Annotated in this window: 22 protein-coding genes; 16 read left to right on the top strand and 6 right to left on the bottom strand. The window is 72.6% G+C overall.

The genetic code is table 11. The annotated features are described in order from the left end of the window. Positions 1-96 precede the first annotated feature (96 nt). Positions 97-612, top strand: coding sequence for a MarR family winged helix-turn-helix transcriptional regulator (locus GA0070560_RS02925; protein WP_091291051.1), 516 nt, complete (start codon positions 97-99; stop codon positions 610-612). A 329-nt stretch (positions 613-941) separates the two neighbouring features. Beyond that, positions 942-1,826, top strand: a complete 885-nt coding sequence (locus tag GA0070560_RS02920; RefSeq protein WP_091291047.1) for a hypothetical protein — start codon at positions 942-944, stop codon at positions 1,824-1,826. Positions 1,827-1,944: 118 nt separating this feature from the next. On the opposite strand, the gene GA0070560_RS02915 is transcribed toward GA0070560_RS02920, so the two are convergent. Further along, positions 1,945-2,148 (bottom strand): cold-shock protein, encoded by a 204-nt coding sequence (locus tag GA0070560_RS02915; RefSeq protein ID WP_088975147.1) that lies wholly within the window; start codon positions 2,146-2,148, stop codon positions 1,945-1,947. A gap of 182 nt (positions 2,149-2,330) precedes the next feature. Between GA0070560_RS02915 and GA0070560_RS02910 the strand changes: the two genes are divergently transcribed. Next, on the top strand, positions 2,331-3,014 hold the full coding sequence (locus tag GA0070560_RS02910) for a class I SAM-dependent methyltransferase (RefSeq protein WP_425412595.1): 684 nt from the start codon (positions 2,331-2,333) through the stop codon (positions 3,012-3,014). Positions 3,015-3,233: 219 nt separating this feature from the next. Beyond that, positions 3,234-3,857 (top strand): DedA family protein, encoded by a 624-nt coding sequence (locus tag GA0070560_RS02905; RefSeq protein ID WP_091291884.1) that lies wholly within the window; start codon positions 3,234-3,236, stop codon positions 3,855-3,857. Positions 3,858-3,873: 16 nt separating this feature from the next. Here the strand turns inward: GA0070560_RS02905 and GA0070560_RS02900 are convergent, their stop codons facing one another. Both GA0070560_RS02900 and GA0070560_RS02895 read right to left on the bottom strand, forming a co-directional pair. Then, positions 3,874-4,527: an MBL fold metallo-hydrolase gene (locus GA0070560_RS02900; protein ID WP_091291040.1), complete on the bottom strand. Its 654-nt coding sequence runs from the start codon at positions 4,525-4,527 to the stop codon at positions 3,874-3,876. A gap of 8 nt (positions 4,528-4,535) precedes the next feature. Further along, entirely contained in the window at positions 4,536-5,252 is a 717-nt protein-coding gene (locus tag GA0070560_RS02895) for a maleylpyruvate isomerase family mycothiol-dependent enzyme (RefSeq protein ID WP_091291037.1), read from the bottom strand. A 227-nt stretch (positions 5,253-5,479) separates the two neighbouring features. Between GA0070560_RS02895 and rsgA the strand changes: the two genes are divergently transcribed. The 3 genes from rsgA to GA0070560_RS02880 all read left to right on the top strand — a co-directional run bounded on the left by rsgA (position 5,480) and on the right by GA0070560_RS02880 (position 10,350). Then, complete coding sequence (gene rsgA, locus GA0070560_RS02890; protein WP_091291035.1) at positions 5,480-6,559, top strand: ribosome small subunit-dependent GTPase A; 1,080 nt, start codon at positions 5,480-5,482, stop codon at positions 6,557-6,559. Positions 6,560-6,756: 197 nt separating this feature from the next. Beyond that, on the top strand, positions 6,757-9,702 hold the full coding sequence (uvrA, locus tag GA0070560_RS02885; protein ID WP_091291032.1) for an excinuclease ABC subunit UvrA: 2,946 nt from the start codon (positions 6,757-6,759) through the stop codon (positions 9,700-9,702). Positions 9,703-9,858: 156 nt separating this feature from the next. Continuing rightward, positions 9,859-10,350 (top strand): Rieske (2Fe-2S) protein, encoded by a 492-nt coding sequence (locus GA0070560_RS02880; RefSeq protein WP_091291029.1) that lies wholly within the window; start codon positions 9,859-9,861, stop codon positions 10,348-10,350. Between the two features lie 48 nt (positions 10,351-10,398). Here GA0070560_RS02880 and GA0070560_RS02875 read toward each other — a convergent pair whose 3' ends face one another. Continuing rightward, positions 10,399-13,644: a penicillin acylase family protein gene (locus GA0070560_RS02875; protein WP_091291027.1), complete on the bottom strand. Its 3,246-nt coding sequence runs from the start codon at positions 13,642-13,644 to the stop codon at positions 10,399-10,401. A gap of 172 nt (positions 13,645-13,816) precedes the next feature. On the opposite strand from GA0070560_RS02875, the gene GA0070560_RS29000 reads away from it, so the two are divergent. Beyond that, positions 13,817-13,981, top strand: a complete 165-nt coding sequence (locus GA0070560_RS29000) for a hypothetical protein (protein ID WP_211565738.1) — start codon at positions 13,817-13,819, stop codon at positions 13,979-13,981. Between the two features lie 8 nt (positions 13,982-13,989). Here the strand turns inward: GA0070560_RS29000 and GA0070560_RS28995 are convergent, their stop codons facing one another. Continuing rightward, the gene (locus tag GA0070560_RS28995) at positions 13,990-14,178 is read right to left on the bottom strand and encodes a hypothetical protein (protein WP_211565736.1); all 189 of its coding nucleotides are present in this window, start codon (positions 14,176-14,178) and stop codon (positions 13,990-13,992) included. Here GA0070560_RS28995 and GA0070560_RS30005 point away from each other — a divergent pair. Then, complete coding sequence (locus tag GA0070560_RS30005; RefSeq protein WP_211565753.1) at positions 14,156-14,332, top strand: jacalin-like lectin; 177 nt, start codon at positions 14,156-14,158, stop codon at positions 14,330-14,332. The genes GA0070560_RS28995 and GA0070560_RS30005 overlap by 23 nt on opposite strands. Positions 14,333-14,342: 10 nt before the next feature. Beyond that, positions 14,343-16,337, top strand: a complete 1,995-nt coding sequence (uvrC, locus tag GA0070560_RS02865) for an excinuclease ABC subunit UvrC (protein WP_091291025.1) — start codon at positions 14,343-14,345, stop codon at positions 16,335-16,337. Positions 16,338-16,516: 179 nt separating this feature from the next. Here the strand turns inward: uvrC and recQ are convergent, their stop codons facing one another. Further along, a complete protein-coding gene (gene recQ, locus GA0070560_RS02860) occupies positions 16,517-18,361 on the bottom strand; it encodes a DNA helicase RecQ (RefSeq protein WP_091291022.1) in 1,845 nt (614 codons plus the stop codon). Positions 18,362-18,661: 300 nt separating this feature from the next. Here recQ and rapZ point away from each other — a divergent pair, with 300 nt between their 5' ends. From rapZ to tpiA, 6 genes are all read left to right on the top strand, one after another. Further along, complete coding sequence (rapZ, locus tag GA0070560_RS02855; RefSeq protein WP_424090594.1) at positions 18,662-19,510, top strand: RNase adapter RapZ; 849 nt, start codon at positions 18,662-18,664, stop codon at positions 19,508-19,510. Continuing rightward, positions 19,510-20,472: a gluconeogenesis factor YvcK family protein gene (locus GA0070560_RS02850; protein WP_091291018.1), complete on the top strand. Its 963-nt coding sequence runs from the start codon at positions 19,510-19,512 to the stop codon at positions 20,470-20,472. Before rapZ ends, GA0070560_RS02850 begins: the two co-directional genes overlap by 1 nt. 54 nt (positions 20,473-20,526) lie before the next feature. After that, positions 20,527-21,507 carry a DNA-binding protein WhiA gene (gene whiA / locus GA0070560_RS02845; protein WP_076467662.1) on the top strand — a complete coding sequence of 327 codons (981 nt, stop codon included), beginning with the start codon at positions 20,527-20,529 and terminating at the stop codon, positions 21,505-21,507. Positions 21,508-21,771: 264 nt separating this feature from the next. Next, complete coding sequence (gene gap / locus GA0070560_RS02840) at positions 21,772-22,776, top strand: type I glyceraldehyde-3-phosphate dehydrogenase (RefSeq protein WP_091291016.1); 1,005 nt, start codon at positions 21,772-21,774, stop codon at positions 22,774-22,776. 52 nt (positions 22,777-22,828) lie between these two features. Next, positions 22,829-24,028 (top strand): phosphoglycerate kinase, encoded by a 1,200-nt coding sequence (locus tag GA0070560_RS02835; protein ID WP_091291013.1) that lies wholly within the window; start codon positions 22,829-22,831, stop codon positions 24,026-24,028. Continuing rightward, complete coding sequence (tpiA, locus tag GA0070560_RS02830; protein ID WP_091291010.1) at positions 24,028-24,819, top strand: triose-phosphate isomerase; 792 nt, start codon at positions 24,028-24,030, stop codon at positions 24,817-24,819. The genes GA0070560_RS02835 and tpiA overlap by 1 nt, the downstream gene beginning before the upstream one ends. Positions 24,820-24,906: the final 87 nt, after the last annotated feature.

The raw sequence follows: 24,906 nt of genomic DNA, 5'->3' as shown, positions 1-24,906 counted from the left end.
TCGAGTATCTCGACAGACGAGATTGTTTCCGGCTGCTCTATGCTGCCTGCGGGCGGGGCAGACAAGGAGAAGCGACCAGACGTGGCATCGCACGGCATGTACCGGCGGCGGGACGACCCGCGCCAGAAGATGATCGCGGACATCGCCAACGACCTGCGGCGCTACTCGGTGGACGCGCAGCACATCGGGCACGCCTTCGCCAACCTGCACGGGCTCAACCCCACCGACCTGCACGCGCTGATCGCGGTCATGGACGCCGAGCTGACCGGCGACCCGATCACCCCGGGCCGGCTGGGCGAGCAGCTCAACCTCTCCTCCGGATCGGTGACCGCACTGATCGACCGGCTGGAGCGCGCCGGGCACATCCGCCGCGACCGGGACACCGTGGACCGGCGCAAGGTCCTCCTGCACTACGCCGACCAGGGCGCCGCCCTGGCGATGAGCTTCTTCGGTCCCCTCGGTCGGCGTACCGACGAGGTGATGGCCCGCTTCAGCGACGAGGAACTGGCCGTGGTCCACCGCTTCCTGGCCACGATGGTCGCCTCGATGCGGGAGCACCGGGACTCCGTCCGGGCCGCCCGCCCGGAGCCGCCCCGCCGTCCGGCGAGCTGACCCGCCTCGCCCGCGGACCCGGCCGGCGCAATAGTCACTGTCCGCACCGGACTGCGCCGCCGTCGCCCCGTGGTCGAACGCTCCCGTCACGGCCGACATCGTCCGTCCCAGCTGACGCACAGGTTTCTTCTATCTGAAGAAAGGGCCTGTGACCTGGGGGTTCATGTATTTCGGTGGTTATCGTTCGACCATCGCCCGACGACGTGCATCAGTGGTCGGGACTGCGCCTCATCTTTCGCGTCACCTACGCGGAGTCACCGTCGTGCCCGACCCTGATCTGACGCTGATGCAGCCGGCGAGGACGGGGCCGGCTGCGGAGAGGGGACCCCATGACCACGGCCCCGGCCAACCTGCTGGCCGTCCGCCGGCTGTTGCTCGACCACCTGAACGTCGACCCCGACACCGTACGCGCCGACGACCTCGAACCCGGTGAGGTCGGCATCGTCGGCGACGCCTCGCACCGCGGCGGCTACCACGTCGGCTCGGACCGGGTGGTGACCAACGACTACTCGGTCGTCGAGTCCACCCGGGACTCCTCGGGACTGACCCTCGACGCCTCGGCGTTGGACGTCGGCATGTTCAAGGTCCGGTCGGCGGGCCGTACCCACAACCTCTACACGTTCTCTACCTGGTGCGTCGCCCAGTGCGTGGCGAACACGGCGGACAGCCGCGACATCCGCGAGATCATCTACTCACCCGACGGCAGGACGGTGCGGCGGTGGGACCGGCTCGGCCGGCGGACCTCCGGCGACGACTCGCACCTGTGGCACACCCACTTCAGCTTCTTCCGCGACTCGACCAAGGCCAGGCGGGACCAGACCCCGCTGTTCCGCCGGTACCTGACCACCATCGGACTCCTGGAGGACGACGACATGACCCCCGAAGAGCACACCTGGCTGGAGACCGTCCACAAGAACCTGACCGTGCTGGACGGACGCAACCCGATCGGCCAGATCTACACCCGGATGGCCATGGGCGAGGACCACACGAACCCGTCGTTCGTCGTCCAGCACCCGACGCTGAAGTCGTTGGCCGCACAGCTCACCGCGTTGCAGACCGCGCTGACCGCGCTGTCGAACAAGGACTTCACCGACGAACCGGCGATCGTGCAGGGCGTGCTCGCCGGGCTCAAGCCGGAGGACATCGCCGCGGCGATCCCGCCGACCGTCGCCAGGCAGGTCGCCGACGAACTGGCCCGGCGGCTGGTGGCCTGACCGGCCACGATCGGCGCGCGCGACCCGCGCACGCCAACGGACGGGGCGCGCGACCCGCGCATCACGCCGGAGAACGCGCAGTGGCGGCGGCCCGACGGCCGCCGCCACCGGCACGGACCTACAGCGGACGGACGTTGTCCGCCTGCGGGCCCTTCTGCCCCTGGGTCACCTCGAACTCGACCTTCTGGGCCTCCTGCAGTTCCCGGTAACCGCTGCTCGCGATCGCTGAGTAGTGGACGAAGACGTCGGGTCCCCCGCCGTCCTGCTCGATGAAGCCGAAGCCCTTTTCCGAGTTGAACCACTTGACCGTGCCGGTTGCCATGCATCTCTCCCTGTTCAAGACGGGAGACCTCCGCCGTGGCGGATGATCGCCCTGTTCCACCCTGACAGTAACCGGCCGATCCCTCTTTTGCCGGCTGAAGTGCCGCAAGGCCGTCGGGAGAAATGTCGCGGGTCGCGGCGGAAATCGGCCCGGCGGGCGGCCTGGTCCGGCATGCTCGACCGGTGAGCGGACCGAGCACGGCGGCGTTGACCGTCCTGGAGCGCGAGATCGCCGCTCCCGGGGACGGGCTGGACCGCCTCCGGCTGGTCCCCACCCCGTTCGTGCCCGAGGTGTCGCTGCTGCTCGCCGAGGACGCGATCGTCTGGTGGGCCCGGATGGAAGCGGCAGCCGGCCGCGCCCTGCCGCCGCCGTACTGGGCGTCGGCCTGGGCCGGAGGCCAGGCGCTCGCCCGCCACCTGCTCGACCATCCCGAGTTGGCCGCCGGGCGGCGGGTGCTGGACCTGGCCGCCGGCTCCGGGCTGGTGGCCATCGCCGCCGCGCTGGCCGGCGCCGACCGGGTCGCCGCCAACGACATCGACCCGTACGCGGTGGCGGCGGTGACGGTCAACGCCCGGGCCAACGGGGTGATGGTGGCGGCCACCGCGGGTGACCTGCTCGACGGCGACGGGACCGACGTCGACCTGCTCGTCGCCGGGGACGCCCTCTACGACCGCGAACTCGCCGGCCGGGTGCTGCCGTTCCTGCGCCGTGCGGCGTCCGCCGGCGCGCTCGTGCTGGTCGGCGATCCCGACCGGGGTCACCTGCCCACCGACGCGCTGGAGGTGGTGGCGAGCTACCCGGTGCCCACCACCGAGCCGTCCGTCGACTCACCGGTGCGCCGGGTCCAGGTGCTCCGGCCCCGCTGACCCGCCCCCCGGCGGCGGGCCACCCGGCGGTGCTCCGGGCGCCCACCCTTTGCGGCGTGTTGCGGCATCAGCACTCGCCGACACCGCGACACGCCGCAAACGTCGGCAGCGGGCCGGAGGGTCACCGGGCCGCTCAGGGGCGACCCCTAGGCGGGATCAGGGCACTGTGGGGGATCGGGCCGGATGTGCGCCGCCGGGCCCGACCGTAGGGTCGTGGCCATGCTGGACGTCGTGGCCCAGATCGGGGAGCTGCCCACCGCACTGCTGATGGGGGTGCTGGGACTGGTCATGCTCGCCGACGCCGTACCCCTGCTCGGCGTACTGGTCCCCGGTGACGTGGCGATCCTGGCGGCGGTGGGCCTGGGCTCCCCGGCGGCCGGCGCGCCGACCCTCGTGGCGGTGGTGGCGGGCTGCGTCGCCGGCTGGTCGTTGAGCTTCGCCGCCGGCCGGGTCTACGGCGAACGGCTGCGGCACAGTCGCGTCGGCGGCTGGATCGGCGAGGTCCGCTGGGCCGCCGCCGAGGACATCCTGCGCACCGGGGGCGGACGGATGGTGCTGGTCGCGCCGTTCCTGCCGGTGTTCAACGCCCTGCTGCCCCTGGCCGCCGGTGGGCTGCGCATGTCGTACCGCCGGTTCGCCGCCTGCGCCACGACGGGCGCGGTGCTCTGGGCGGGCCTCTACCTGGCGCTGGGCACGGCATCGCGGTCGCTGGCCGGGCTGCTGCCCGGCGACGGCAGCCCGGTGCTCGTCACGACAGCGGTCGGCCTGGCGCTGGCCGGCGTGGTGCTGCTGGGCACCCGTCGGCGGTTGCGGGCGCTGACCGGCGCCGGTCAGCCGGGCTGACCGGCGCCGCGACGCCTCACCAGCCGCGGGCGCGCCACTGCGGCAACGACGGGCGCTCCGCGCCGAGGGTGCTGTCCCGGCCGTGCCCGGGGTAGAACCAGGTCTCGTCGGGCAACCGGTCGAAGAGCTTGTGCTCCACGTCGTCGATGAGCTGGCCGAACCGCTGCGGGTCCTGGTCGGTGTTGCCCACCCCGCCGGGGAAGAGCGAGTCCCCGGTGAACAGGTGCGGGGTGCCGGCCGGGTCCCGGTACAGCAGCGCGATGGAGCCCGGGGTGTGACCCTGGACGTGGATCACCTCCAGGGCGCAGTCCCCGACCGGCACGGTGTCGCCGTCGGTGAGGGTCTCCGCCTCGATGGGCAGCCCCTCGGCGTCGTCGGCGTGCACCAGGGCGCGCGCGCCGGTCTTGGCCACGACCTCCTCCAGCGCCACCCAGTGGTCCATGTGCCGGTGCGTGGTGACCACGGCGGCCAGGCCGCCGTCGCCGAGCAGTTCCAGCAGGCGGGGGGCCTCGTTCGCCGCGTCGATCAGCACCTGCTCGCCGGTGGTGCGGCACCGCAGCAGGTAGGCGTTGTTGTCCATCGGGCCGACCGAGATCTTGGTGACGGTGAGCCCGCCCAGCTCGCGGACGGCGGGCACGCCGCCCGCAGTGACGTCTCCGGTGTAGGTCATGACGTTGTCTATATCCATTCCGGTGGGGTCGGCAGGGCACCGTCCGGGGTGACGGTCAGCCCGTCGCCGCTGCTGCGGCCGATCAACCAGGCGGCCAGCTCGGCGGGGGAGCCGGTGACCAGGGGCGCGCCCTCGCGGTCGCCGACCACCAGCTCGTGCCGGCTGCCGTCGTACCGCAGCAGCATCGCCGGGGCGTCGGCGCGCTCGGCGAGCCCGCCCACCACCTCGTGCAGCAGGTGTCCGGCGAATGCCGGCGGCCAGTCGGTCGGCCGGTAGCCGGCGGCCAGGTCGACGTGGTGCACCTCGAGCTCCCGCAGCCGGCCCCAGACCAGCATCGCCGCCGGCCACGGGCCGCGCCGGGTCTCGACCGTCGCGGACCACGCCTGCACCGGCATGGCGGTGACCGCCTCGGCGAAGCGTTGTGCGGAGCGACGCAGGTCGTCCAGGTGGACCTCCGGTGCCCGGGCGGCGCCGGACTCGATGTCGGCGGCGCGGGCGGCGGGGCCGGCGTACATCGGCAGCTGTTCGCCGGTGCGGGCCGAGGTGAGCAGGTTGACGAAGCCGTCGGCGTTGCGGGCCAGGTGCGCCAGGACGTGACCGCGGGTCCACCCGGGCAGCAGCGAGGGCGCCGCGACGGCCGCGGCGTCGAGGGCGGCGGCGGTACGCAGCAGCCGGGCGGTGGCGTCGTCCACCTCGCCGGCCAGCAGAAGCGGATCCGTGGTCACGCACCGACCCTAGCGGCACCGGGCCGTCACGTCGCCGGGGAAATCGCTTTCGGCGCGTCGCTGCGCCCCCTACCGTCGGCCCGACGGCTTCAGGTCGCGGCGTCGGACGCGCCGGGCTGAAGTCGTCGCAGAACGCGGGCGCCGCGGACGACGGACGGAGGTGGTGAGCATGCCGGTCGTAGCACTCGTGTACCGCCACACCCCGTTCCGACACCGATGAGGATGCGATGACCATCGACCTTGCCGCCCTCGGCCTCGACGCCGAGCGGGCGGCGTACGCGCGACGCCACCCCGACCGCCGACCGGGCCGGGTGGCCCGGGTGGACCGCGGCGTCTGCACCGTGCTCTGCGCGGACGGTCCCGTCCGCGCCAGCCTGGGCCCGGCGGTGCTGGCCGCCGCCGCCCGTGACCTGACCACCCTGCCCTGCGCGGGCGACTGGGTGCTGCTCGCCACCTGGCCCGACGGGCCGGTGACCGTCGACGTGGTGCTGCCGCGCCGCAGCGCGCTGGTGCGCCGCACGGCGGGCAAGGACGCCAGCGGGCAGGTGCTCGCCGCCAACCTCGACGCCGCCGCGGTGGTCGAGCCGGTGCACCCCGAGCCGGACGTCGCCCGGATCGAGCGGCTGCTCTCGCTGGCCCACGAGTCCGGGGCCCGTCCCCTGGTCGTGCTCACCAAGGTCGACCTGGCCGCCGACCCCGCTCAGGTGGCCCGGCAGCTCGCCGCGGTGGCGCCCGGTGTGCCGGTGCTGCCGGTCAGCGCCGAGCGGGGCGCCGGCCTGGAGCAGCTGCGGCCGTTCGTCGCGCCCGGGCGGACCCTCGGGCTGCTCGGCCCCTCCGGGGCGGGCAAGTCGAGCCTGGTCAACGCGCTGGCCGGGGCGGTCGTCATGCCGACCCAGGCGATCCGTCGCTCCGACGGCAAGGGCCGGCACACCACCACCTGGCGGGCGCTGGTGCCGGTCCCCGGCGGAGGCGCGGTGCTGGACACCCCGGGGGTCCGCGCGGTGGGCCTGCTCGACGGCGTCGCCGGGCTGGACCGGGCGTTCGCCGACATCGCCGAGCTCGCCACCGGCTGCCGGTACGCCGACTGCGCGCACGAGGCCGAGCCGGCCTGCGCGGTGCGCGAGGCGCTGGAAGGCGGGGAACTGCCCGTCCGGCGTTGGGAGAGCTGGCGTCGGTTGCAGCGGGAGGTGGCCTTCGAGAGCCGACGCCGGGAGACCCGGGTCGCGGCCGAACGGCGGGGGAGTTGGCGAGGCGGGCGGCGTCGGACGGCGCGTCCGTCGTCGCCGCCGTCACCCGGCGGACACTGACCCGCTCAGCGGTCGCGCCCGCCCGCACCCGGGCCGGCGTGACCGTGGTGAGCTGGGGGAATGTGCGGGCGCGGGAAGTTGTCGTACCTCGGGGCTAGAGTTGCCGAGGCACCTTCCCTGCGCCTGTCAGAACCGCTCAGACCCCGCTCGGAGCGGACAGATCCGCCTCATTTTCTTCTTCCGGGAGCACACGCACCGTGGCCGACCGACTGATCATCCGTGGCGCGCGCGAGCACAACCTGCGTGACGTCAGTCTCGACCTGCCCCGGGACGCTCTGATCGTCTTCACCGGGCTCTCCGGGTCGGGCAAGTCGAGCCTGGCCTTCGACACGATCTTCGCCGAGGGGCAGCGCCGCTACGTCGAGTCGCTGTCGTCGTACGCCCGGCAGTTCCTCGGCCAGATGGACAAGCCCGACGTCGACTTCATCGAGGGTCTGAGCCCGGCGGTCTCCATCGACCAGAAGTCGACCTCGCGCAACCCGCGCTCCACGGTCGGCACCATCACCGAGGTCTACGACTACCTTCGGCTGCTCTTCGCCCGCATCGGCGAGCCGCACTGCCCGGTCTGCGGGGAGCGGATCTCCCGGCAGAGCCCGCAGCAGATCGTCGACCGGGTCCTGGCGATGGCCGAGGGCACCCGGTTCATGGTGCTCGCCCCGGTCGTGCGCGGCCGTAAGGGCGAGTACGTCGACCTCTTCGCCGAGCTGCAGTCCAAGGGCTACGCCCGGGCCCGGGTCGACGGCGTGGTGCACCAGCTCACCGAGCCGCCGAAGCTCAAGAAGCAGGAGAAGCACACCATCGAGGTGGTGATCGACCGGCTCAGCGTCAAGCCCGGCGCCAAGCAGCGGCTGACCGACTCGGTCGAGGCCGCGCTCGGCCTCTCCGGCGGGCTGGTCCTGCTCGACTTCGTCGACCTGCCCGAGGACGACCCGGAGCGGGAGCGCCGCTACTCCGAGCACCTGGCCTGCCCGAACGACCACCCCCTGGCGATCGAGGACCTGGAGCCGCGGGTCTTCTCCTTCAACGCCCCGTACGGCGCCTGCCCCGAGTGCACCGGCCTGGGCACCAAGAAGGAGGTCGACCCGGAGCTGCTCATCCCCGACCCGGAGCGCACCCTGCGCGAGGGCGCGATCCAGCCCTGGGCGACCGGGCACAACCTGGAATACTTCCTGCGCCTGCTGGAGGCGCTCGGCGAGGCCCAGCACTTCGACGTCGACACGCCGTGGCGGGCGTTGCCGTCGCGGGCGCAGAAGACGATCCTGCACGGCTCCGACGACCAGGTGCACGTGCGCTACCGCAACAAGTACGGCCGCGAGCGCTCCTACTACACCGGCTTCGAGGGCGTGGTGCAGTGGATCGAGCGGCGGCACTCCGACACCGAGTCGGAGTGGTCGCGGGAGAAGTACGAGGGGTACATGCGCGACGTGCCCTGCGCGGCCTGCGGCGGCGCCCGGCTCAAGCCCGAGGTGCTCGCGGTGACCCTGGCCGGCAAGAGCATCGCCGAGGTGTGCAACCTCTCCGTCGGTGAGGCCGCCGACCTGCTCGCCGGCATCGAGCTGACCGACCGGCAGAAGATGATCGCCGAGCGGGTGCTCAAGGAGATCAACGCCCGGTTGAAGTTCCTGCTCGACGTCGGCCTGGACTACCTCTCCCTGGACCGGGCGGCCGGCACCCTCTCCGGCGGCGAGGCGCAGCGCATCCGGCTCGCCACCCAGATCGGCTCCGGGCTGGTCGGCGTGCTGTACGTGCTCGACGAGCCCTCCATCGGCCTGCACCAGCGCGACAACCACCGCCTGATCGAGACCCTGCTGCGGCTGCGTGGCCTGGGCAACACCCTGATCGTGGTCGAGCACGACGAGGACACCATCCGGGTCGCCGACTGGATCGTCGACATCGGCCCCGGCGCGGGTGAGCACGGTGGGAAGATCGTGCACAGCGGCTCGGTGCCGGCGCTGCTGGAGAACGACGAGTCGGTCACCGGGGCGTACCTGTCCGGGCGCAAGGTGATCCCGACGCCACGGCAGCGCCGCCCGCAGACCCCGGGCCGGGAGCTGGTGGTGCACGGCGCGCGGGAGCACAACCTGCGCAACCTGACCGTGTCGTTCCCGCTCGGCCAGCTCATCGCCGTCACCGGGGTCTCCGGTTCCGGCAAGTCGACGCTGGTCAACGACATCCTGTACGCGGTGCTGGCCAACCAGATCAACGGCGCCCGACTGGTCCCGGGCCGGCACACCCGGGTCACCGGCCTGGAGCATGTGGACAAGGTCGTGGGCGTCGACCAGTCGCCGATCGGCCGTACGCCGCGGTCCAACCCGGCCACCTACACGGGGGTGTGGGACCACGTCCGCAAGCTCTTCGCCGAGACCACCGAGGCGAAGGTCCGGGGGTACGGCCCGGGCCGGTTCTCGTTCAACGTCAAGGGCGGCCGGTGCGAGGCGTGCTCCGGTGACGGCACCATCAAGATCGAGATGAACTTCCTGCCGGACGTCTACGTCCCGTGCGAGGTCTGCAAGGGCGCCCGGTACAACCGGGAGACGCTGGAGGTGCACTACAAGGGCAAGACCGTCTCCGACGTGCTGGAGATGCCGATCGAGGAGGCGGCGGAGTTCTTCTCCGCCATCCCGGCCATCCACCGGCACCTGAGGACCCTGGTCGACGTGGGTCTCGGGTACGTCCGGCTGGGCCAGCCCGCGCCGACCCTCTCCGGCGGTGAGGCGCAGCGGGTCAAGCTCGCCTCCGAGCTGCAGAAGCGCTCCACCGGCCGGACGGTCTACGTGCTCGACGAGCCGACCACCGGCCTGCACTTCGAGGACATCCGCAAGCTGCTGATGGTGCTGGAGGGCCTGGTCGACAAGGGCAACACGGTGATCACCATCGAGCACAACCTCGACGTGATCAAGAGCGCCGACTGGATCATCGACATGGGTCCGGAGGGCGGCCACCGGGGCGGCACGGTGCTCGCCACCGGCACCCCGGAGGAGGTCGCCGAGGTGCCCGACAGCCACACCGGCCAGTTCCTGCGGCCGATGCTGAAGCTCGACGGCGAGGCCAAGGGAGCCAGGGCGGCCACCACCCGGGCGGCCAAGGCCAACGGCGGCGTGGCGAAGTCGCGTACCCGGAAGGTGCCGGCCGGGGCGCGCTGAGCGGGGCGTACGACGGGCGGGCCGGGTCACCGGCCCGCCCGTCACTGTTCACGGGTCCGGCGGTGCGACGGTGAACCGTCCGGCACAGTGATGCGTGGGCACGAGTGCGGCCGCGCGTCCACGACCGGCGGCGGCACGTCGAGAGAGAGGCCGGAGATGAGTGACGATCAGGTGCTGACCGGGCCCGGAGCGCGTACACGACGTGCCCTGCTCGCCGGTGCCGGCGCGGTGGGGGCGTCGGTGGCGCTGGCCGCCTGCGGCGCTGACGACGACGGCGGCGCACCGAGCACCGCCCCGACCAGCGGTGGGCCGGGTGTGACGGACGTGCCGGACGCCGGCGGCGGCAACCGGGACAGCGCCGCCGCGCCGCTGGCGAGGACGACCGACATCCCGGTCGGCGGTGGCGCGATCTTCGCCGAGCGGGGCGTGGTGGTCACCCAGCCGAGCCCGGGGGAGTTCAAGGGTTTCGACCTGATCTGCACCCACAAGGGTTGTCCGGTGTCGAACATCGACGGCGGCACGATCAACTGCACCTGCCACGGCAGCCAGTTCGCCATCACCGACGGTGCGGTGAAGAAGGGCCCGGCGACCAGGCCGCTCGCGCCCAAGCAGATCAAGGTGAACGGCGACCAGATCATGCTCGGCTGACCGGCTCCCGGCCGGCGCGGGGTCAGCGCGCCGGCCGGGGTTCACCGGTCAGCGGGCGTACACCGCCATCTCCCACAGCGAGAAGCCGTACGAGGTGGCCCGGGTCAGCCCGCGAGTACGGACGTACCGCGCGCTCTGGGCCGGGAACGCCACCACGTCGGTGCCGCCGTCGCCCGCCGTGGTCGACCAGACCTCCCGCCAGGTGCTGCCGTCGGAGGAGACCTCGATCCGGTACGACCGGGCGTACGCCGACTCCCAGGCCAGGACCACCCGGCCGACCTGCCGTGCCGAGCCGAGGTCGACGGCGAGCCACTGGTCGTCCGACCAGGAACTCGCCCAGCGGGTGCCGAGGTCGGAGTCGACCGCCCGGCCCGGGCCGCGCAGGAACTCGCTGCTGGACGCCGTGGCCCGTCGGCCGGCGGCGAGGTTGGTCAGGTCGTCGCCCCGCCGGGCCGGGAAGGAGACCACCTGCTGGTAGGTCGGCCGGTTCTGCCAGGCGATCGTGGCGTGCTTGATGCCGCCCAGCGGGGACTGGACGATCGCGTCGGCGCACCACTGGTCGCCGGCGGCGCAGGAGGCGTCGCCGGGGTAGGTCGTGCTCGCCGGGGTGCCCGCCGCGGTGCGCAGGGTGTCGAGCAGGATCTGCCGGCAGCCGGCGAGGTCACCGCCGCCGCAGAAGGTCCGGCCGGGCCCGCCCCGGACCGGGTCACCGAGCACCGCGCGCAGGTCCTTGTCCACGTAGCCCCACCAGCCGTACTGGAACGCCGATCCCTTGTGCGCCTGGGCCTCGTTGGCGGAGCCGGGCAGGTTCGACACGTCGCCCTGCTGGTGGCCGGAGGGGGACTCGTTGATCTGCAGGGCGTTGACCAGCGACTGGTACAGGTCCGCGCCGAGCGGCGCCCGGAACATCCCCCGGACCAGCAGCGGCCACCAGGCGTCGAAGGTGCGGATCGCCTCCGCGTGCCGGTAGACCCTGGATCCCTTGGCGGTCTCCACCCGTAGCGCGCCGGCCTGCCGCCACGCCTTCAGCCGGCTGATCTCGGTGGCCAGCGCGGGGTCGGCGACGGGTTGGCTCTCCAGCACCCGGATCAGTTCGTCGAGCACCTCGGCGCCGCGCAGGTCGGTCAGGCCGGCCTGCTGCACCAGCGCGGTCAGCGAGGCCCGGTCGAACGTCCGCCCGGCCGCGACGGCCGCCTTCATCGGCCGGTCGAGCAGGTCGCCCCGGTGCACGGCGCCGAAGCTGAAGTTGCCGTCGGCGGCGCCGAAGTCCTTGGCCTGCTTGTTGTTCCAGCTCACGTAGTAGTCCTGGTCGACCGAGCGGGGGTGGGCGGCCAGCGGGGCGTACGCGGCGGTGTTCGTCGCCGGGTCGTAGCCCTGCCACTCGTACGCCTCCTCGGCCCGCATCGGCAGGTTCGGATCGGAGCCGGCGGCGCGTACCGGGTTGAGGCCGGAGTTGAAGTACGCCGACTGGGTGGAGTTGACGTAGAACCAGTTGAAGGCGTACTCGACGTTGTTCGCCGAGGCGATGAAGGCGTCGGCCGTGCCCATCTGCGCCGGGTCGTTGAACATCTGGAAGCCGATCGCCGAGTCGGCCTCGTGCCGGTACGTGGAGCGCAGCTGGGTGAACGCGTGCGGCTGGCCGGCGACGGTGCCCCGCCAGGCGACCAGCCCGAGGTTGGTGCGCCAGGCGACGAGCTTGTACGACCCGGCGGGCGTGCCGTCGGCGGTGGTCGGGCTCCACCGGTTGACGTGCGAGATCTCCTCCATCGGCAGGCAGGAGCCCCGGTACAGGTAGCGGTTGCTGGCCAGGGTCGGCGCGCTGCCGTCGGTGGTGCACAGCGGCAGGGCGTACGTGTCGGTGATGTCGTGGACCGAGGAGGTGGCGCTCCAGGCGTAGTCCTGCCCGCGCCCGAGCAGTACGTAGAGGTTGAGCCCGGCGAACGCGGCGCCCCGGGCGCTGATCCCCGGGCCCTGCAACTCCTGCACCATCAGCAGCTGCGGCGAGAAATAGCCGGTCTGCGGGCCGAAGACGGCGATCGGGTGGCCGGTGGCGGAGTGCGCGGCGTTGACCACGACCGCGTTGGACATGCCCCGCTGCTGCCGGGAGACGGTCAGCCCGGACAGCGCCGCCGCGAGGTCGGCGGAGCCGGAGCCGGTGGTCGTGGTGGCGGCGGAGCCGGTCGGGTCGGTGAACACCGGTTCCACCCGGGCGGAGCCGGCGTCCGGGAGCACCACGCTGGCGGGGTCCGGCGCGGCGGCGCCGTACGGGAAGCTCTGCCCGTCGTGCAGGGTCAGCACGGCCTCCGGGTCGTTCTGGGCCCGGAAGGCGTTCCACACCTTGTCGCCCTCGACGGTGCCGTAGCGGGCGCGGGCGGCGATGCGCACCAGCGCCGACTGCATCTCGGTGCCGCCTCCGCCGCCGAAGAGGCCACCGACCACGCCGGCGATGGCGATCAGGTCGGTCATCTCGAACGGCTGCGGGCCGCCGGCGTTGGTGATCGCGTCGAGGTGGCCGGTGAGGACGTACTCACCGGGGCAGTTCCGGTTGGCCATGCAGGTGCGGATGTAGGCGTTGATGCCGGCGATGTACTCCTGCACGTCGGCGTAGAGCTGCTCGCCCCGCGCGCCGCCCCTGGTGCGCAGCGCCTCGACCTGCGCCCGCAGGTCCGCCTCGGTGTACGGCGAGTTGCGCCAGACGCTCTGCTCCAGCGCCCGGTTGCCCGGGGCGCCGCCGGCGAACGGGGTGAGGGTGCCCCGGCCGACGTGCCGCAGCAGGTCCATGGTGAACAGCCGGTCCTCGGCCCCGGCGTAGCCGGCGCCGTACATGGTGCCGCCCCGGGTGGTGCCGGTGATGTGCGGGACGCCGGTGGCCCTGTCGCGCAGGATCCGCACGTCGGAGCGGGGCGAGTAGTCCCGTTCGACCTGGGTCGGCGGCACCCCGAAGGAGGCGTCGTGGAAGAACGAGCCGATCTGGTCCTGCTTCAGGCCGGCGTAGGAGTAGACCAGGTCGGCGTAGCGGCCGAGCTGGTCGGCGGAGTGCCGGGGCAGGGTGCCGATCGACTGGTTGCCGAGGATCTCGACCAGGGTGGCGTTGCCGTTCTGGCCGGGCGGCAGGATGTCGGCGCACTCGCCGAGGCAGTAGTCGCCGGCGGCGAAGGAGGTGGTCGCGGCGGCCGCGGGCGCCGCGGCGGCCGGGGACGGGGTGGGGCTGGCGACCAGGCCGGCGGCGACCAGGATGCCGGCGCTCAGGCCGGCGAGCAGACGTCGGGGGGTGGTGGTGGGGGAACGGTGCATGGTGATCCTCCGAGTGGGTGGGGATCAGTCGGGGGAGCGGAGAAGCATTACACGAAGAACATTCGGATACCGGATGGTAGCGTTCGCGGGCGGCACATCGGAAGTGGTCGATAACCCTGATCGCTGCGTCCAGAGAGGACGCCGGACGACGCGCGTACGACTGCTCGCCGCCGTGGTGTCCCTCGCCACCCTGGCCACCGCCTCGACGCCCGCCGCAGCGGCGGTCACGCCGGTCGCCCCCACCTCCGGCACCTTCTCGGTGCTCACCTACAACGTCGCCGGGCTGCCCGAACCCTTGTCCAGCGGGGACCCGGCCACCAACACCCGGCGTCGGTGACCCGGGTGTCACTGCGCGCCGGCTCCCGGCTCGACCAGGTCGGCGTCGACCTCGCCGACGGCGCCGCGCTGCGCCACGGCGGGACCGGTGGCACCGCCGCCTGGCTCGACCCGGCCGACGGTGAGCACGTCACCCAGGTCACCCTGACCCAGGCAGAAGGACGGCCGGACCCGGATCTTCTCCGCCCGGTTCACCACGAACCGGGGCCGTACCCTATCCGGCGGCACCCCGACCCCGGCGGTGGTGACCTTCGCCGCGCCGCCCGGCGGGCGGCTGGCCGGGTTCTACGGCCGCAGCGGGTCCGAGGTCGATCAGCTCGGCGTGATCTGGAGTGTCGGGGCCGGCGGATAGTCTCGGAGTCGTGGCTGATCCCTCGACCTACCGTCCCGCGCCCGGCACCATCCCCGAGTCACCGGGGGTCTACCGGTTCCGTGACGGCACCGGCCGGGTGATCTACGTCGGCAAGGCGAAGAACCTGCGCAGTCGGCTCAACTCCTACTTCGCCGACCTGTGGGGGCTGCACCAGCGCACCCAGCAGATGGTCACCACCGCCGAGTCGGTGGACTGGGTCACCGTCGGCACCGAGGTCGAGGCGCTCCAGCTCGAATACACCTGGATCAAGCAGTACGACCCGCGTTTCAACGTCCGCTACCGCGACGACAAGTCCTACCCCTACCTGGCGGTCACCCTCGACGAGGAGTACCCGCGACTGCAGGTGATGCGCGGCGCCAAGCGCAAGGGGGTGCGCTACTTCGGGCCGTACTCGCACGCCTGGGCGATCCGCGAGACGCTGGACCTGCTGCTGCGGGTCTTCCCGGCGCGGACCTGCTCCTCCGGGGTGTTCAAGCGGGCCGGCCAGGTCGGCCGGCCGTGCCTGCTCGGCTACATCGGCAAGTGCTCCGCGCCCTGCGTCGGCACCGTCTCCGCCGAGCGGCACCGGGAGATCGTCGACGACTTCTGCGACTTCATGGCCGGCCGCACCGACACCATGGTCCGCAAGCTCGAACGCGAGATGACCGAGGCCAGCGAGCAGTTGGAGTTCGAGCGGGCGGCCCGGCTGCGCGACGACGTGGCCGCGCTGCGCCGGGCCATGGAGAAGCAGACCGTGGTGCTCGGCGACGGCACCGACGCCGACGTGGTCGCCTTCGCCGACGATCCGCTCGAAGCCGCCGTCCAGGTGTTCCACGTCCGCGACGGCCGGGTGCGCGGCCAGCGCGGCTGGGTGGTGGAGAAGACCGAGGAGCTGACCACCGGCGACCTGGTGCACCACTTCTGCACCCAGGTCTACGGCGGCGAGCAGGGCGAGTCGGACGTCCCCCGGGAGCTGCTCGTACCCGAGCTGCCGGCCGACGCCGACGCCCTCTCCGACTGGCTCGCCACCCGCCGGGGCAGCCGGGTCGCCCTGCGGGTGCCGCAACGCGGCGACAAGCGGTCCCTGCTGGAGACCGTCGAGCGCAACGCGAAGGACGCCCTGACCCGGCACAAGCTCAAGCGGGCCGGCGACCTGACCACCCGCAGCAAGGCCCTCGACGAGATCAGCGACGCGCTGGGCATGCGCACCTCGCCGCTGCGCATCGAGTGCTTCGACGTCTCCCAGATCCAGGGCACCGACGTGGTGGCCAGCATGGTCGTCTTCGAGGACGGGCTGCCGCGCAAGGGTGAATACCGCCGTTTCATCGTCCGGGGCGCCACCGACGACCTGTCCGCCATGTCCGAGGTGCTGCGCCGCCGCTTCGCCCGCTACCTCGACGCCCGCGCCGAGACCGGGGAGATCGGCGAGGAGACCGCCGGCGACCCGGACCGGCCCGGCGGCGAGGACGCCGCCGCGCTCGTGTCCGACGAGCCGCGCGTCGGTGCCCTCGTCGACCCTCTCACCGGCCGGCCGCGCAAGTTCGCGTACCCGCCGCAACTGGTGGTGGTCGACGGTGGCGCGCCGCAGGTGGCCGCCGCCGCCCAGGCCCTGGCCGACCTGGGCATCGACGACGTGGCGCTCTGCGGGCTGGCCAAGCGGCTGGAGGAGGTCTGGCTGCCCGACGACGAGTACCCGGTCATCCTGCCGCGCACCTCCGAAGGGCTCTACCTGCTGCAACGGGTCCGCGACGAGGCGCACCGCTTCGCCATCACCTTCCACCGGCAGCGGCGCTCGAAGCGGATGACCGAGTCGGCGCTGGACAACGTCCCCGGCCTCGGCGAGGTACGCCGCAAGGCGCTGCTGCGACACTTCGGCTCGCTCAAGCGGCTCTCCGCCGCCACCGTCGAGGAGATCACCGAGGTGCCCGGGGTGGGCAGGCGGACCGCCGAGGCCATCCTCGCCGCCCTCGACAGCGACACCGCGAAGGCCACGGCCGCCGACTGACCGCCGGTGCGCTTGATCCACTCCGTGGCGGCGGCATGGCGGTATCCCCGGCAGGTGGACCGCCCGATGTCGCCGTAATGGAGCAGATCAAGCGGACGGCCGCACGCCGGACCGGCCCGGTCCCGGCCCGGTCCCGGCGTCGTGCGGTCCGCCGGCCGACCCGACGCGCGGACCGCCGGTCAGTCCGCCTCGGCGAGTACGGCGAGGATCTGCTCACCGTACTTGGCCAGCTTGTTCTCCCCGACGCCGCTGATCCGGGACAGCTCGGCCAGCGATGCCGGCGCGTCCGTCGCGATCTGCCGCAGCGTCGCGTCGTGGAAGATCACGTACGCCGGGACGCCCTGCTCCTTCGCGGTCGTCGCCCGCCAGCCGCGCAGCCGCTCGAACAGCGACGTGGCCTGCGGGGACAGCTCGGCGACCACGGTGGCCGCCCCGCGCGGCTTCGCCGACCGGCCCGAAGCCACCCTCTCCGGCTCCCGGCGCATGGTGACCACCCGGCGACGGCCCAGCACCTCCGCGCTGGCGTCGGTCAGCGCCAGCGTGCCGTAGTCGCCCTCGACGGCCAGCAGCCCCTCGGCGAGCAGTTGCCGGACCACCCCGCGCCACTCCGCCTCGCGCAGTTCGGTGCCGATGCCGAAGGTGCTCAACGCGTCGTGGCCGTACTGGGTGATCTTGTCAGTCTGTTTGCCGAGCAGGATGTCGACGCAGTGCCCCGCGCCGAAGCGCTGGTTGCGCTCCCGGTCCAGCCGGTAGACGGTGGAGAGCAGCTTCTGCGCCGCGACGGTGCCGTCCCAGGTCTCCGGCGGGGTGAGACAGGTGTCGCAGTTGCCGCAGCCGGCCGCCCCGGTCTGGCCGAAGTACTCCAGCAACTGCACCCGGCGGCAGCGGACCGTCTCGCACAGCGCCAGCATCGCGTCGAGGTGGGTGGCGAGGTTGCGCCGGTGGGCCAGGTCCCCGTCGGACGTCTCGATCATCTTGCGCTGCTGCACCACGTCCTGCAGCCCGTACGCGAGCCAGGCGGTCGACGGCAGCCCGTCCCGGCCGGCGCGGCCGGTCTCCTGGTAGTAGCCCTCGACCGACTTGGGCAGGTCGAGGTGGGCGACGAACCGGACGTCCGGCTTGTCGATGCCCATCCCGAACGCGATCGTCGCCACCATGACCAGGCCGTCCTCCCGCAGGAAGCGCTGCTGGTTGGCGGCGCGGGTGCCCGCGTCCAGGCCGGCGTGGTACGGCAGCGCGGCGACGCCGTTGGCGACCAGGAACTCGGCGGTCTTCTCCACCGAGGCCCGGGACAGGCAGTAGACGATGCCGGCGTCGCCCGGGTGCTCGTCGCGCAGCAGGCTGAGCAGTTGCTTGCGCGGCTCCCGCTTCGGCACGATCCGGTACTGGATGTTGGGCCGGTCGAAGCTGGCCACGAAGTGCCGCGCCTCGGTGAGCTTGAGCCGGGTGGCGATCTCCGCCCGGGTGGCGCTGGTCGCGGTGGCGGTGAGCGCGATCCGCGGGACGTCCGGCCAGCGTTCGTGCAGCATCGACAGGGCCAGGTAGTCGGGGCGGAAGTCGTGCCCCCACTGCGAGACGCAGTGCGCTTCGTCGATCGCGAACAGGCTGATCCGGCCCCGGTCGAGCAGTTGCTGCGCGCCCCGGGTGCCCAGCGCCTCGGGGGCGAGGTAGAGCAGGTCCAGCTCGCCGGCGACGAACGCCCGCTCGACCTGGCGGCGGGCGTCGAGATCCTGCGTGGAGTTGAGGAAACCGGCCCGGACGCCGACCGCGGTCAGCGCGTCGACCTGGTCCTGCATGAGCGCGATCAGCGGCGACACCACCACCGCGACACCGTCGCGGACCAGGGCCGGGATCTGGTAGCACAGCGACTTGCCGCCGCCGGTGGGCATCAGCACCAGCGCGTCGCCGCCGGCCACCACGTGGTCGATGACCTCTCGCTGGAAGCCGCGGAAGGCGTCGTAGCCGAAGACCCGGTTGAGCACCCGCAGGGCGTCGGAGGTGCGCGTCTCGGTGGGGGAGGTCACCCGGGGAGTCTACGAGCCGGCGCCGACACCGCCGCCCCGGCGACCGGCCGATGGGAATACCACGTCGCGCCCGGCGGCTCGCCAGGGAGACGGCGCGACCGCCGACGGCGACACCGGCACCGGTCGGACGGGCACGAACCGATCGATGCCGCCCGTCGGGATAGAGTCGCAGATCGACCATGCGTGGCCGGGGGACCGGACCCGGCGCCAGGGACTCGGGAGTGTGTGGTGAGCGAGGCGCGGACGGCCGACGGGTACGCCCCGGGCGACGGCACGGCGACGGCGGAGTCGGACACCTCGCTGGTGGTGGTCACCGGCCTGTCCGGCGGTGGCCGCAGCACGGTCGCCCGGGCGCTGGAGAACGTCGGGTACTACGTGGTGGACAACCTGCCCCAGGCGCTGCTGCTCGACATGGCCGAGCTGGCGGTCAAGGCCGGCGGGGCCGCCCGGCGTACCGCGATGGTGCTCGACGTGCGCTCGCGGGCCTTCTCCACCGACCTGGCCGGCGCGATCCGGGAGCTGAAGGAGCGCGGCTTCTCGCCCCGGGTGATCTTCGTCGACGCCGACGACGAGGTGCTGATCCGCCGGTTCGAGAGCGTGCGGCGCTCGCACCCGTTGCAGGGGGAGGGGCGGCTGGCCGACGGCATCGCGGTGGAGCGCGGCCTGCTGGAGGAGGCCCGCGACCAGGCCGATGTGATCATCGACACCAGCCACCTCAACGTCAACCAGCTCCGCCGCCGGGTCGAGGAGCTGTTCGGCGGCGAGGACGCCCGCCGGCTGCGGGTGACGGTGATCTCCTTCGGCTTCAAGTACGGCCTGCCGCCGGACGCCGACTTCGTGCTCGACGCCCGGTTCCTGCCCAACCCGTACTGGGTGCCCGAGCTGCGCGAGCACACCGGGCGGGAGGAGGCGGTCAGCGCGTACGTGCTCGGCCAGGAGGGGGCGGACGCCTTCGTGTCGTCGTACGCCGACCTGGTGGGCGCCACCACCGCAGGTTTCGAGCGGGAGGGCAAGCGCTACCTGACGGTGGCGGTGGGCTGCACCGGTGGCAAGCACCGCAGTGTCGCCATCGCCGAGGAGCTCGCCGGCCGGCTGCGCCAGTCCGGGCTCGCCGCCAACGCTCAGCACCGGGACCTGGGGCGGGAGTAGTGGCGGCGACGAAGGTGGTCGCCTTCGGCGGAGGGCACGGCCTCTCCGCCTCGCTGCGTGCGCTGCGGCACTGCACGGGAGAACTCGACCTGGACATCACCGCCGTGGTCACCGTCGGCGACGACGGCGGCTCCAGCGGGCGGCTGAGGGCCGAACGCGGCGGGCTGCCCCCGGGCGACCTGCGGCAGGCCCTCGTCGCGCTGGCCGGCGACCACCCGGCCACCCGGCGCAGCGCCGGGCTGTTCCAGCACCGCTTCGCCGGTGACGGCCGGGACGGGTTGACCGGGCACGCGGTGGGCAACCTGGTGCTCTGCGGCCTGATGGAGCAGCTCGGCGACCCGGTGGCCGCGCTGGAGCACGCCGGGGCGATGCTGGGCGCGGTCGGCCGGGTGCTGCCGATGTCGCCCCAGCCGGTCGACATCGAAGCCCGGGTGCGCGGCGCCGACCCGGGACGCCCCGGCGAGGTCCGCACCGTACGCGGGCAGCACCAGGTCGCGGTGACCGCCGGCCGGGTGGAGTCGCTGCGGCTCAACCCGGACGCCCCGGTCGCCTGCGCCGAGGCGGTCGCCGCCGTCGGCGAGGCGGACTGGCTGATCTTCGGCCCGGGCAGCTGGTACACCAGCGTGCTGCCGCACCTGCTGGTGCCGGGGCTGGCCGCCGCGATCGTCGCCAGCCCGGCCCGACGGCTGGTCACCCTCAACCTGGCGGTCGAGAAGGAGACCCTCGGGCTCTCCGTCGCCGACCACCTGGCCGCCCTGCACTGGTACCTTCCGCAGCTCACGGTCGACTTCGTGCTGGCCGATTCGAAGGCGGTGGGTGATCCCGAACCGGTCGCCCGTGCGGCAGAATCGCTGGGTGCCCGGCTGGTGCTCGCCCCCGTCGCCGTCGACGACGGCTCTGCCCGGCACGACCCTGCCGCCCTTGGCGCCGCGCTGGTGCCTGTCCTGGGCGCCGATCGTTAAGCACGTACGTAATCACCGGCGACACGCCGGTACCGGTCCGTGGAGGGGCGCACAATGGCGATGACGGCTGCGGTCAAGGACGAGCTGAGTCGGGTCGACGTGCCCAAGCCCTGCTGCCGACGGGCGGAGATGGCCGCGCTGCTCCGTTTCGCCGGCGGGCTGCACATCGTCTCCGGTCGGGTGGTGGTGGAGGCCGAGTTGGACACCGGGGCGGTGGCCCGGCGGCTGCGCCGGGAGATCGCCGAGGTGTACGGCTATCCCAGTGAGATCCACGTGCTCGCCTCGGGCGGGCTGCGCAAGGGCAGCCACTTCATCGTCCGGGTGGTCAAGGACGGCGAGGCGCTGGCCCGGCAGACCGGCCTGCTGGACGTGCGCGGCCGTCCGGTGCGGGGCCTGCCGCCGCACGTGGTGGCGGCGAACGTGTGCTGCGCGGTCTCGGCGTGGCGTGGCGCGTTCATGGCGCACGGTTCGTTGACCGAGCCGGGCCGCTCCAGCGCGCTGGAGATCACCTGCCCGGGCCCGGAGTCGGCGCTGGCCCTGGTCGGTGCGGCCCGTCGGATCGGCATCACCGCCAAGAACCGTGAGGTGCGCGGGGTGGACCGGGTGGTGGTCAAGGACGGCGACGCGATCGCCGCGCTGCTCACCCGCATCGGCGCGCACTCCAGCGTGCTGGCCTGGGAGGAACGGCGGGTGCGCCGCGAGGTGCGGGCCACCGCCAACCGGCTGGCCAACTTCGACGACGCCAACCTGCGCCGGTCGGCGCGGGCCGCGGTGGCCGCCGCCGCCCGGGTGACCCGGGCGCTGGAGATCCTCGCCGACGACGCGCCGAACCACCTCACCTCGGCCGGGCGGCTGCGCCTGGAGCACCGGCAGGCCTCGCTGGAGGAGCTGGGCGCGCTGGCCGACCCGCCGCTGACCAAGGACGCCATCGCCGGCCGGATCCGCCGGCTGCTGGCGCTGGCCGACAAGCGCGCCCGTGACCTGGGCATCCCGGATACGGAAGCGGCAGTCACGCCGGACATGCTCGTGGTCTGATAGGACGGTGAGGGCCGGTGGCGCGAGTGGGGTCACCACCCGACGCTGCACGGCGCGGCACGCTCGGATAGGGTCGCTGCGTACGGCAAGGGGGCCGGCACAGGCATCCCTCGCCGTGTTCACCGCCTCGGGCGGTCAGGTCCTCCAGGGCCGCGGCGGGGTGGCCGAGATGAACCGTCAACGGCCGGCTCCAACGGTCGGCGCACACACCTCCGCCGGTCCGGGTCTTACGCCGGCGGACCAGAACGCGAGGAGATGGGACCTGTGACCATCCGGGTTGGCATCAACGGCTTCGGCCGGATCGGCCGTAACTTCTTCCGGGCAGTGCTGGCGTCCGGCGCTGACATCGAGGTTGTGGCGGTCAACGACCTGACCGACAACGCGACTCTCGCCCACCTGCTCAAGTACGACAGCATCCTGGGCCGCCTGCCGCACGAGGTCAAGGCCACCGCCGACGAGATCACCGTGGGCGGCAAGACCATGAAGGCGTACGCGGAGAAGGACCCGTCGAAGCTGCCGTGGGGCGAGGTCGGCGCGGACGTCGTCATCGAGTCCACCGGCTTCTTCACCGACGCCACCAAGGCGAAGGCGCACGTCGACGGCGGGGCCAAGAAGGTCATCATCTCCGCCCCGGCGAAGAACGAGGACGTCACGGTGGTGATGGGCGTCAACCACGAGCAGTACGACGCCGCCAAGCACACCATCATCTCGAACGCCTCGTGCACCACCAACTGCCTCGCCCCGATGGCGAAGGTCCTGCACGACACGTTCGGCATCCAGCACGGCCTGATGACGACGATCCACGCGTACACCCAGGACCAGAACCTGCAGGACGCGCCGCACAAGGACCTGCGTCGGGCCCGGGCCGCCGCGCTGAACATCGTTCCGACCTCGACCGGCGCCGCGAAGGCGATCGGCCTGGTGCTGCCGGAGCTCAAGGGCAAGCTGGACGGCTACGCGCTGCGCGTGCCGATCCCGACCGGCTCGGCCACCGACCTGACGGTCAACGTCAACCGGGAGACCACGGTGGACGAGGTCAACGCCGCGATGAAGGCCGCCGCCGAGGGCCCGCTCAAGGGCTTCCTGACCTACAACGACGACCCGATCGTCTCGGCCGACATCGTCACCGACCCGGCGTCCTGCATCTTCGACGCGCCGCTGACCAAGGTCGTCGGCAACCAGGTCAAGGTCGTCGGCTGGTACGACAACGAGTGGGGCTACTCCAACCGCCTGGTCGACCTGGTCAAGCTGGTGGGTAGCTCGCTGTGAGTGCGAGGAGTGAGCTTGCGAGCCCCGCAGTCACGAACGGAGGCCTAGCTCGGTGAGCATCCGCAACCTCGACGACCTGCTCGCCGAGGGGGTGTCGGGTCGGCGCGTGCTCGTGCGCGCCGACCTGAACGTCCCACTCGACAAGCAGACCGGTGAGATCACCGACGACGGCCGCATCCGCGCGGTCCTGCCGACCCTGGGCGCGCTGGTCCAGGCCGGTGCCAGGGTGGTCGTCTGTTCGCACCTGGGCCGCCCGAAGGGCGCGCCGGACCCGCAGTTCAGCCTCCGCCCGGTCGCCGGCCGGCTCGGTGAGCTGCTCGGCGCGCCGGTGAGCTTCGCCTCCGACACCGTCGGCGACTCGGCCCGCTCCACCGTGGAGGGCCTGGCCGACGGCCAGGTCGCCCTGCTGGAGAACCTCCGTTTCAACAAGGGGGAGACCAGCAAGGACGCCGCCGAGCGGGGCGCCTTCGCCGACCAGCTCGCCGCCTTCGGCGAGGTGTACGTCGACGACGCGTTCGGCGCCGTGCACCGCAAGCACGCCAGCGTGTACGACGTGCCGGCGCGGCTGCCGGGCGTGGCCGGCCGCCTCGTCCTGCGCGAGGTGGAGGTGCTCTCCAAGCTGACCGGCGAGCCGGAGCGCCCGTACGTGGTGGTGCTCGGGGGGTCCAAGGTCTCCGACAAGCTGGCGGTCATCGAGGCCCTGCTGCCGAAGGTCGACCGGCTGCTCATCGGCGGCGGGATGTGCTTCACCTTCCTCAAGGCCCAGGGCCACGAGGTGGGCACCTCGCTGCTGGAGGAGGAGATGGTCGAGACCTGCCGCAACCTGCTGGAGCGCTCCGAGGGCAAGATCATGCTCCCGGTCGACGTGGTGGCCGCGGACGCCTTCGCCCCGGACGCCGCGCACGACACGGTGCCCGCCGACGGCATCCCCAGCCACCGGCTCGGCCTGGACATCGGCCCGGAGACGGTGGCCGGCTTCGCCGCCGCGCTCTCGCAGGCGAAGACCGTCTTCTGGAACGGCCCGATGGGCGTGTTCGAGATGGCGGCGTTCGCGGGCGGCACCCGTGGGGTCGCCGAGGCGATCACCAAGGCCGACGCGTTCAGCGTGGTCGGTGGCGGTGACTCCGCCGCTGCGGTCCGTGCGTTGGGCCTCGACGAGTCCTCCTTCGGGCACATCTCGACCGGCGGCGGCGCGTCCCTGGAGTACCTGGAGGGCAAGACCCTCCCCGGCATCGCGGCCCTGGAGAAGTGATGGCGAGCGTCAGCCGCCGGCCGTTGATGGCCGGCAACTGGAAGATGAACCTCAACCACCTCGAGGCCAACCTGCTGGTGCAGAAGCTGGCCGCGAGCCTCACCGAGAAGCAGCTCACCGACGTCGAGACGGTGGTCCTGCCGCCCTTCACCGACCTGCGTACAGTGCAGACCGCGGTGGACGGCGACAAGCTGCTGATCGGCTACGGCGCGCAGGACCTGTCGCCGTACCAGTCGGGCGCCTACACCGGGGACGTCTCCGGTGCGATGCTGGCCAAGCTGGGCTGCACGTACGTGGTGGTCGGGCACTCCGAGCGGCGCGCGTACCACTACGAGGACGACGCGATCGTCAACGCCAAGGTGGCGGCGGCGCTGGCCAACGGGCTCACCCCGATCCTCTGCATCGGTGAGGGTCTGGAGATCCGGGAGCAGATGCGGCACGTGCCGCACTGCTGCGACCAGCTCGACGGCGCCCTCAAGGGGCTCACCGCCGAGCAGGTCACCAAGGTCGTCGTGGCGTACGAGCCGGTCTGGGCAATCGGCACCGGCAAGACGGCCACCCCGGAGGACGCCCAGGAGGTCTGTGGCGAGGTCCGCAAGCGGCTGGTCGAGACCTTCGACCAGGGCACCGCGGACCAGGTCCGGGTCCTCTACGGCGGATCGGTCAAGTCCTCGAACGTGGCGGCGATCATGGCCCAGCCGGACGTGGACGGGGCCCTGGTCGGCGGCGCCAGCCTGGATGCCGAGGAGTTCGCGAAGATCTGCCGGTTCCCGGAGCACACGGCCCGCTGATCGCTCGCTATCCTTGACTCCGCCCGTCCACCGGTCGGTGCCGCCGTGCCCGATCTGCCCGGGCGAGGATCGTAACGAGAGGACTGA

It is taken from the genome of Micromonospora halophytica (genome assembly GCF_900090245.1).
Lineage (GTDB): Bacteria > Actinomycetota > Actinomycetes > Mycobacteriales > Micromonosporaceae > Micromonospora > Micromonospora halophytica.
Note: the sequence above shows the minus strand (reverse complement) of the source record. Positions and strands in the feature narration are given on the sequence as shown.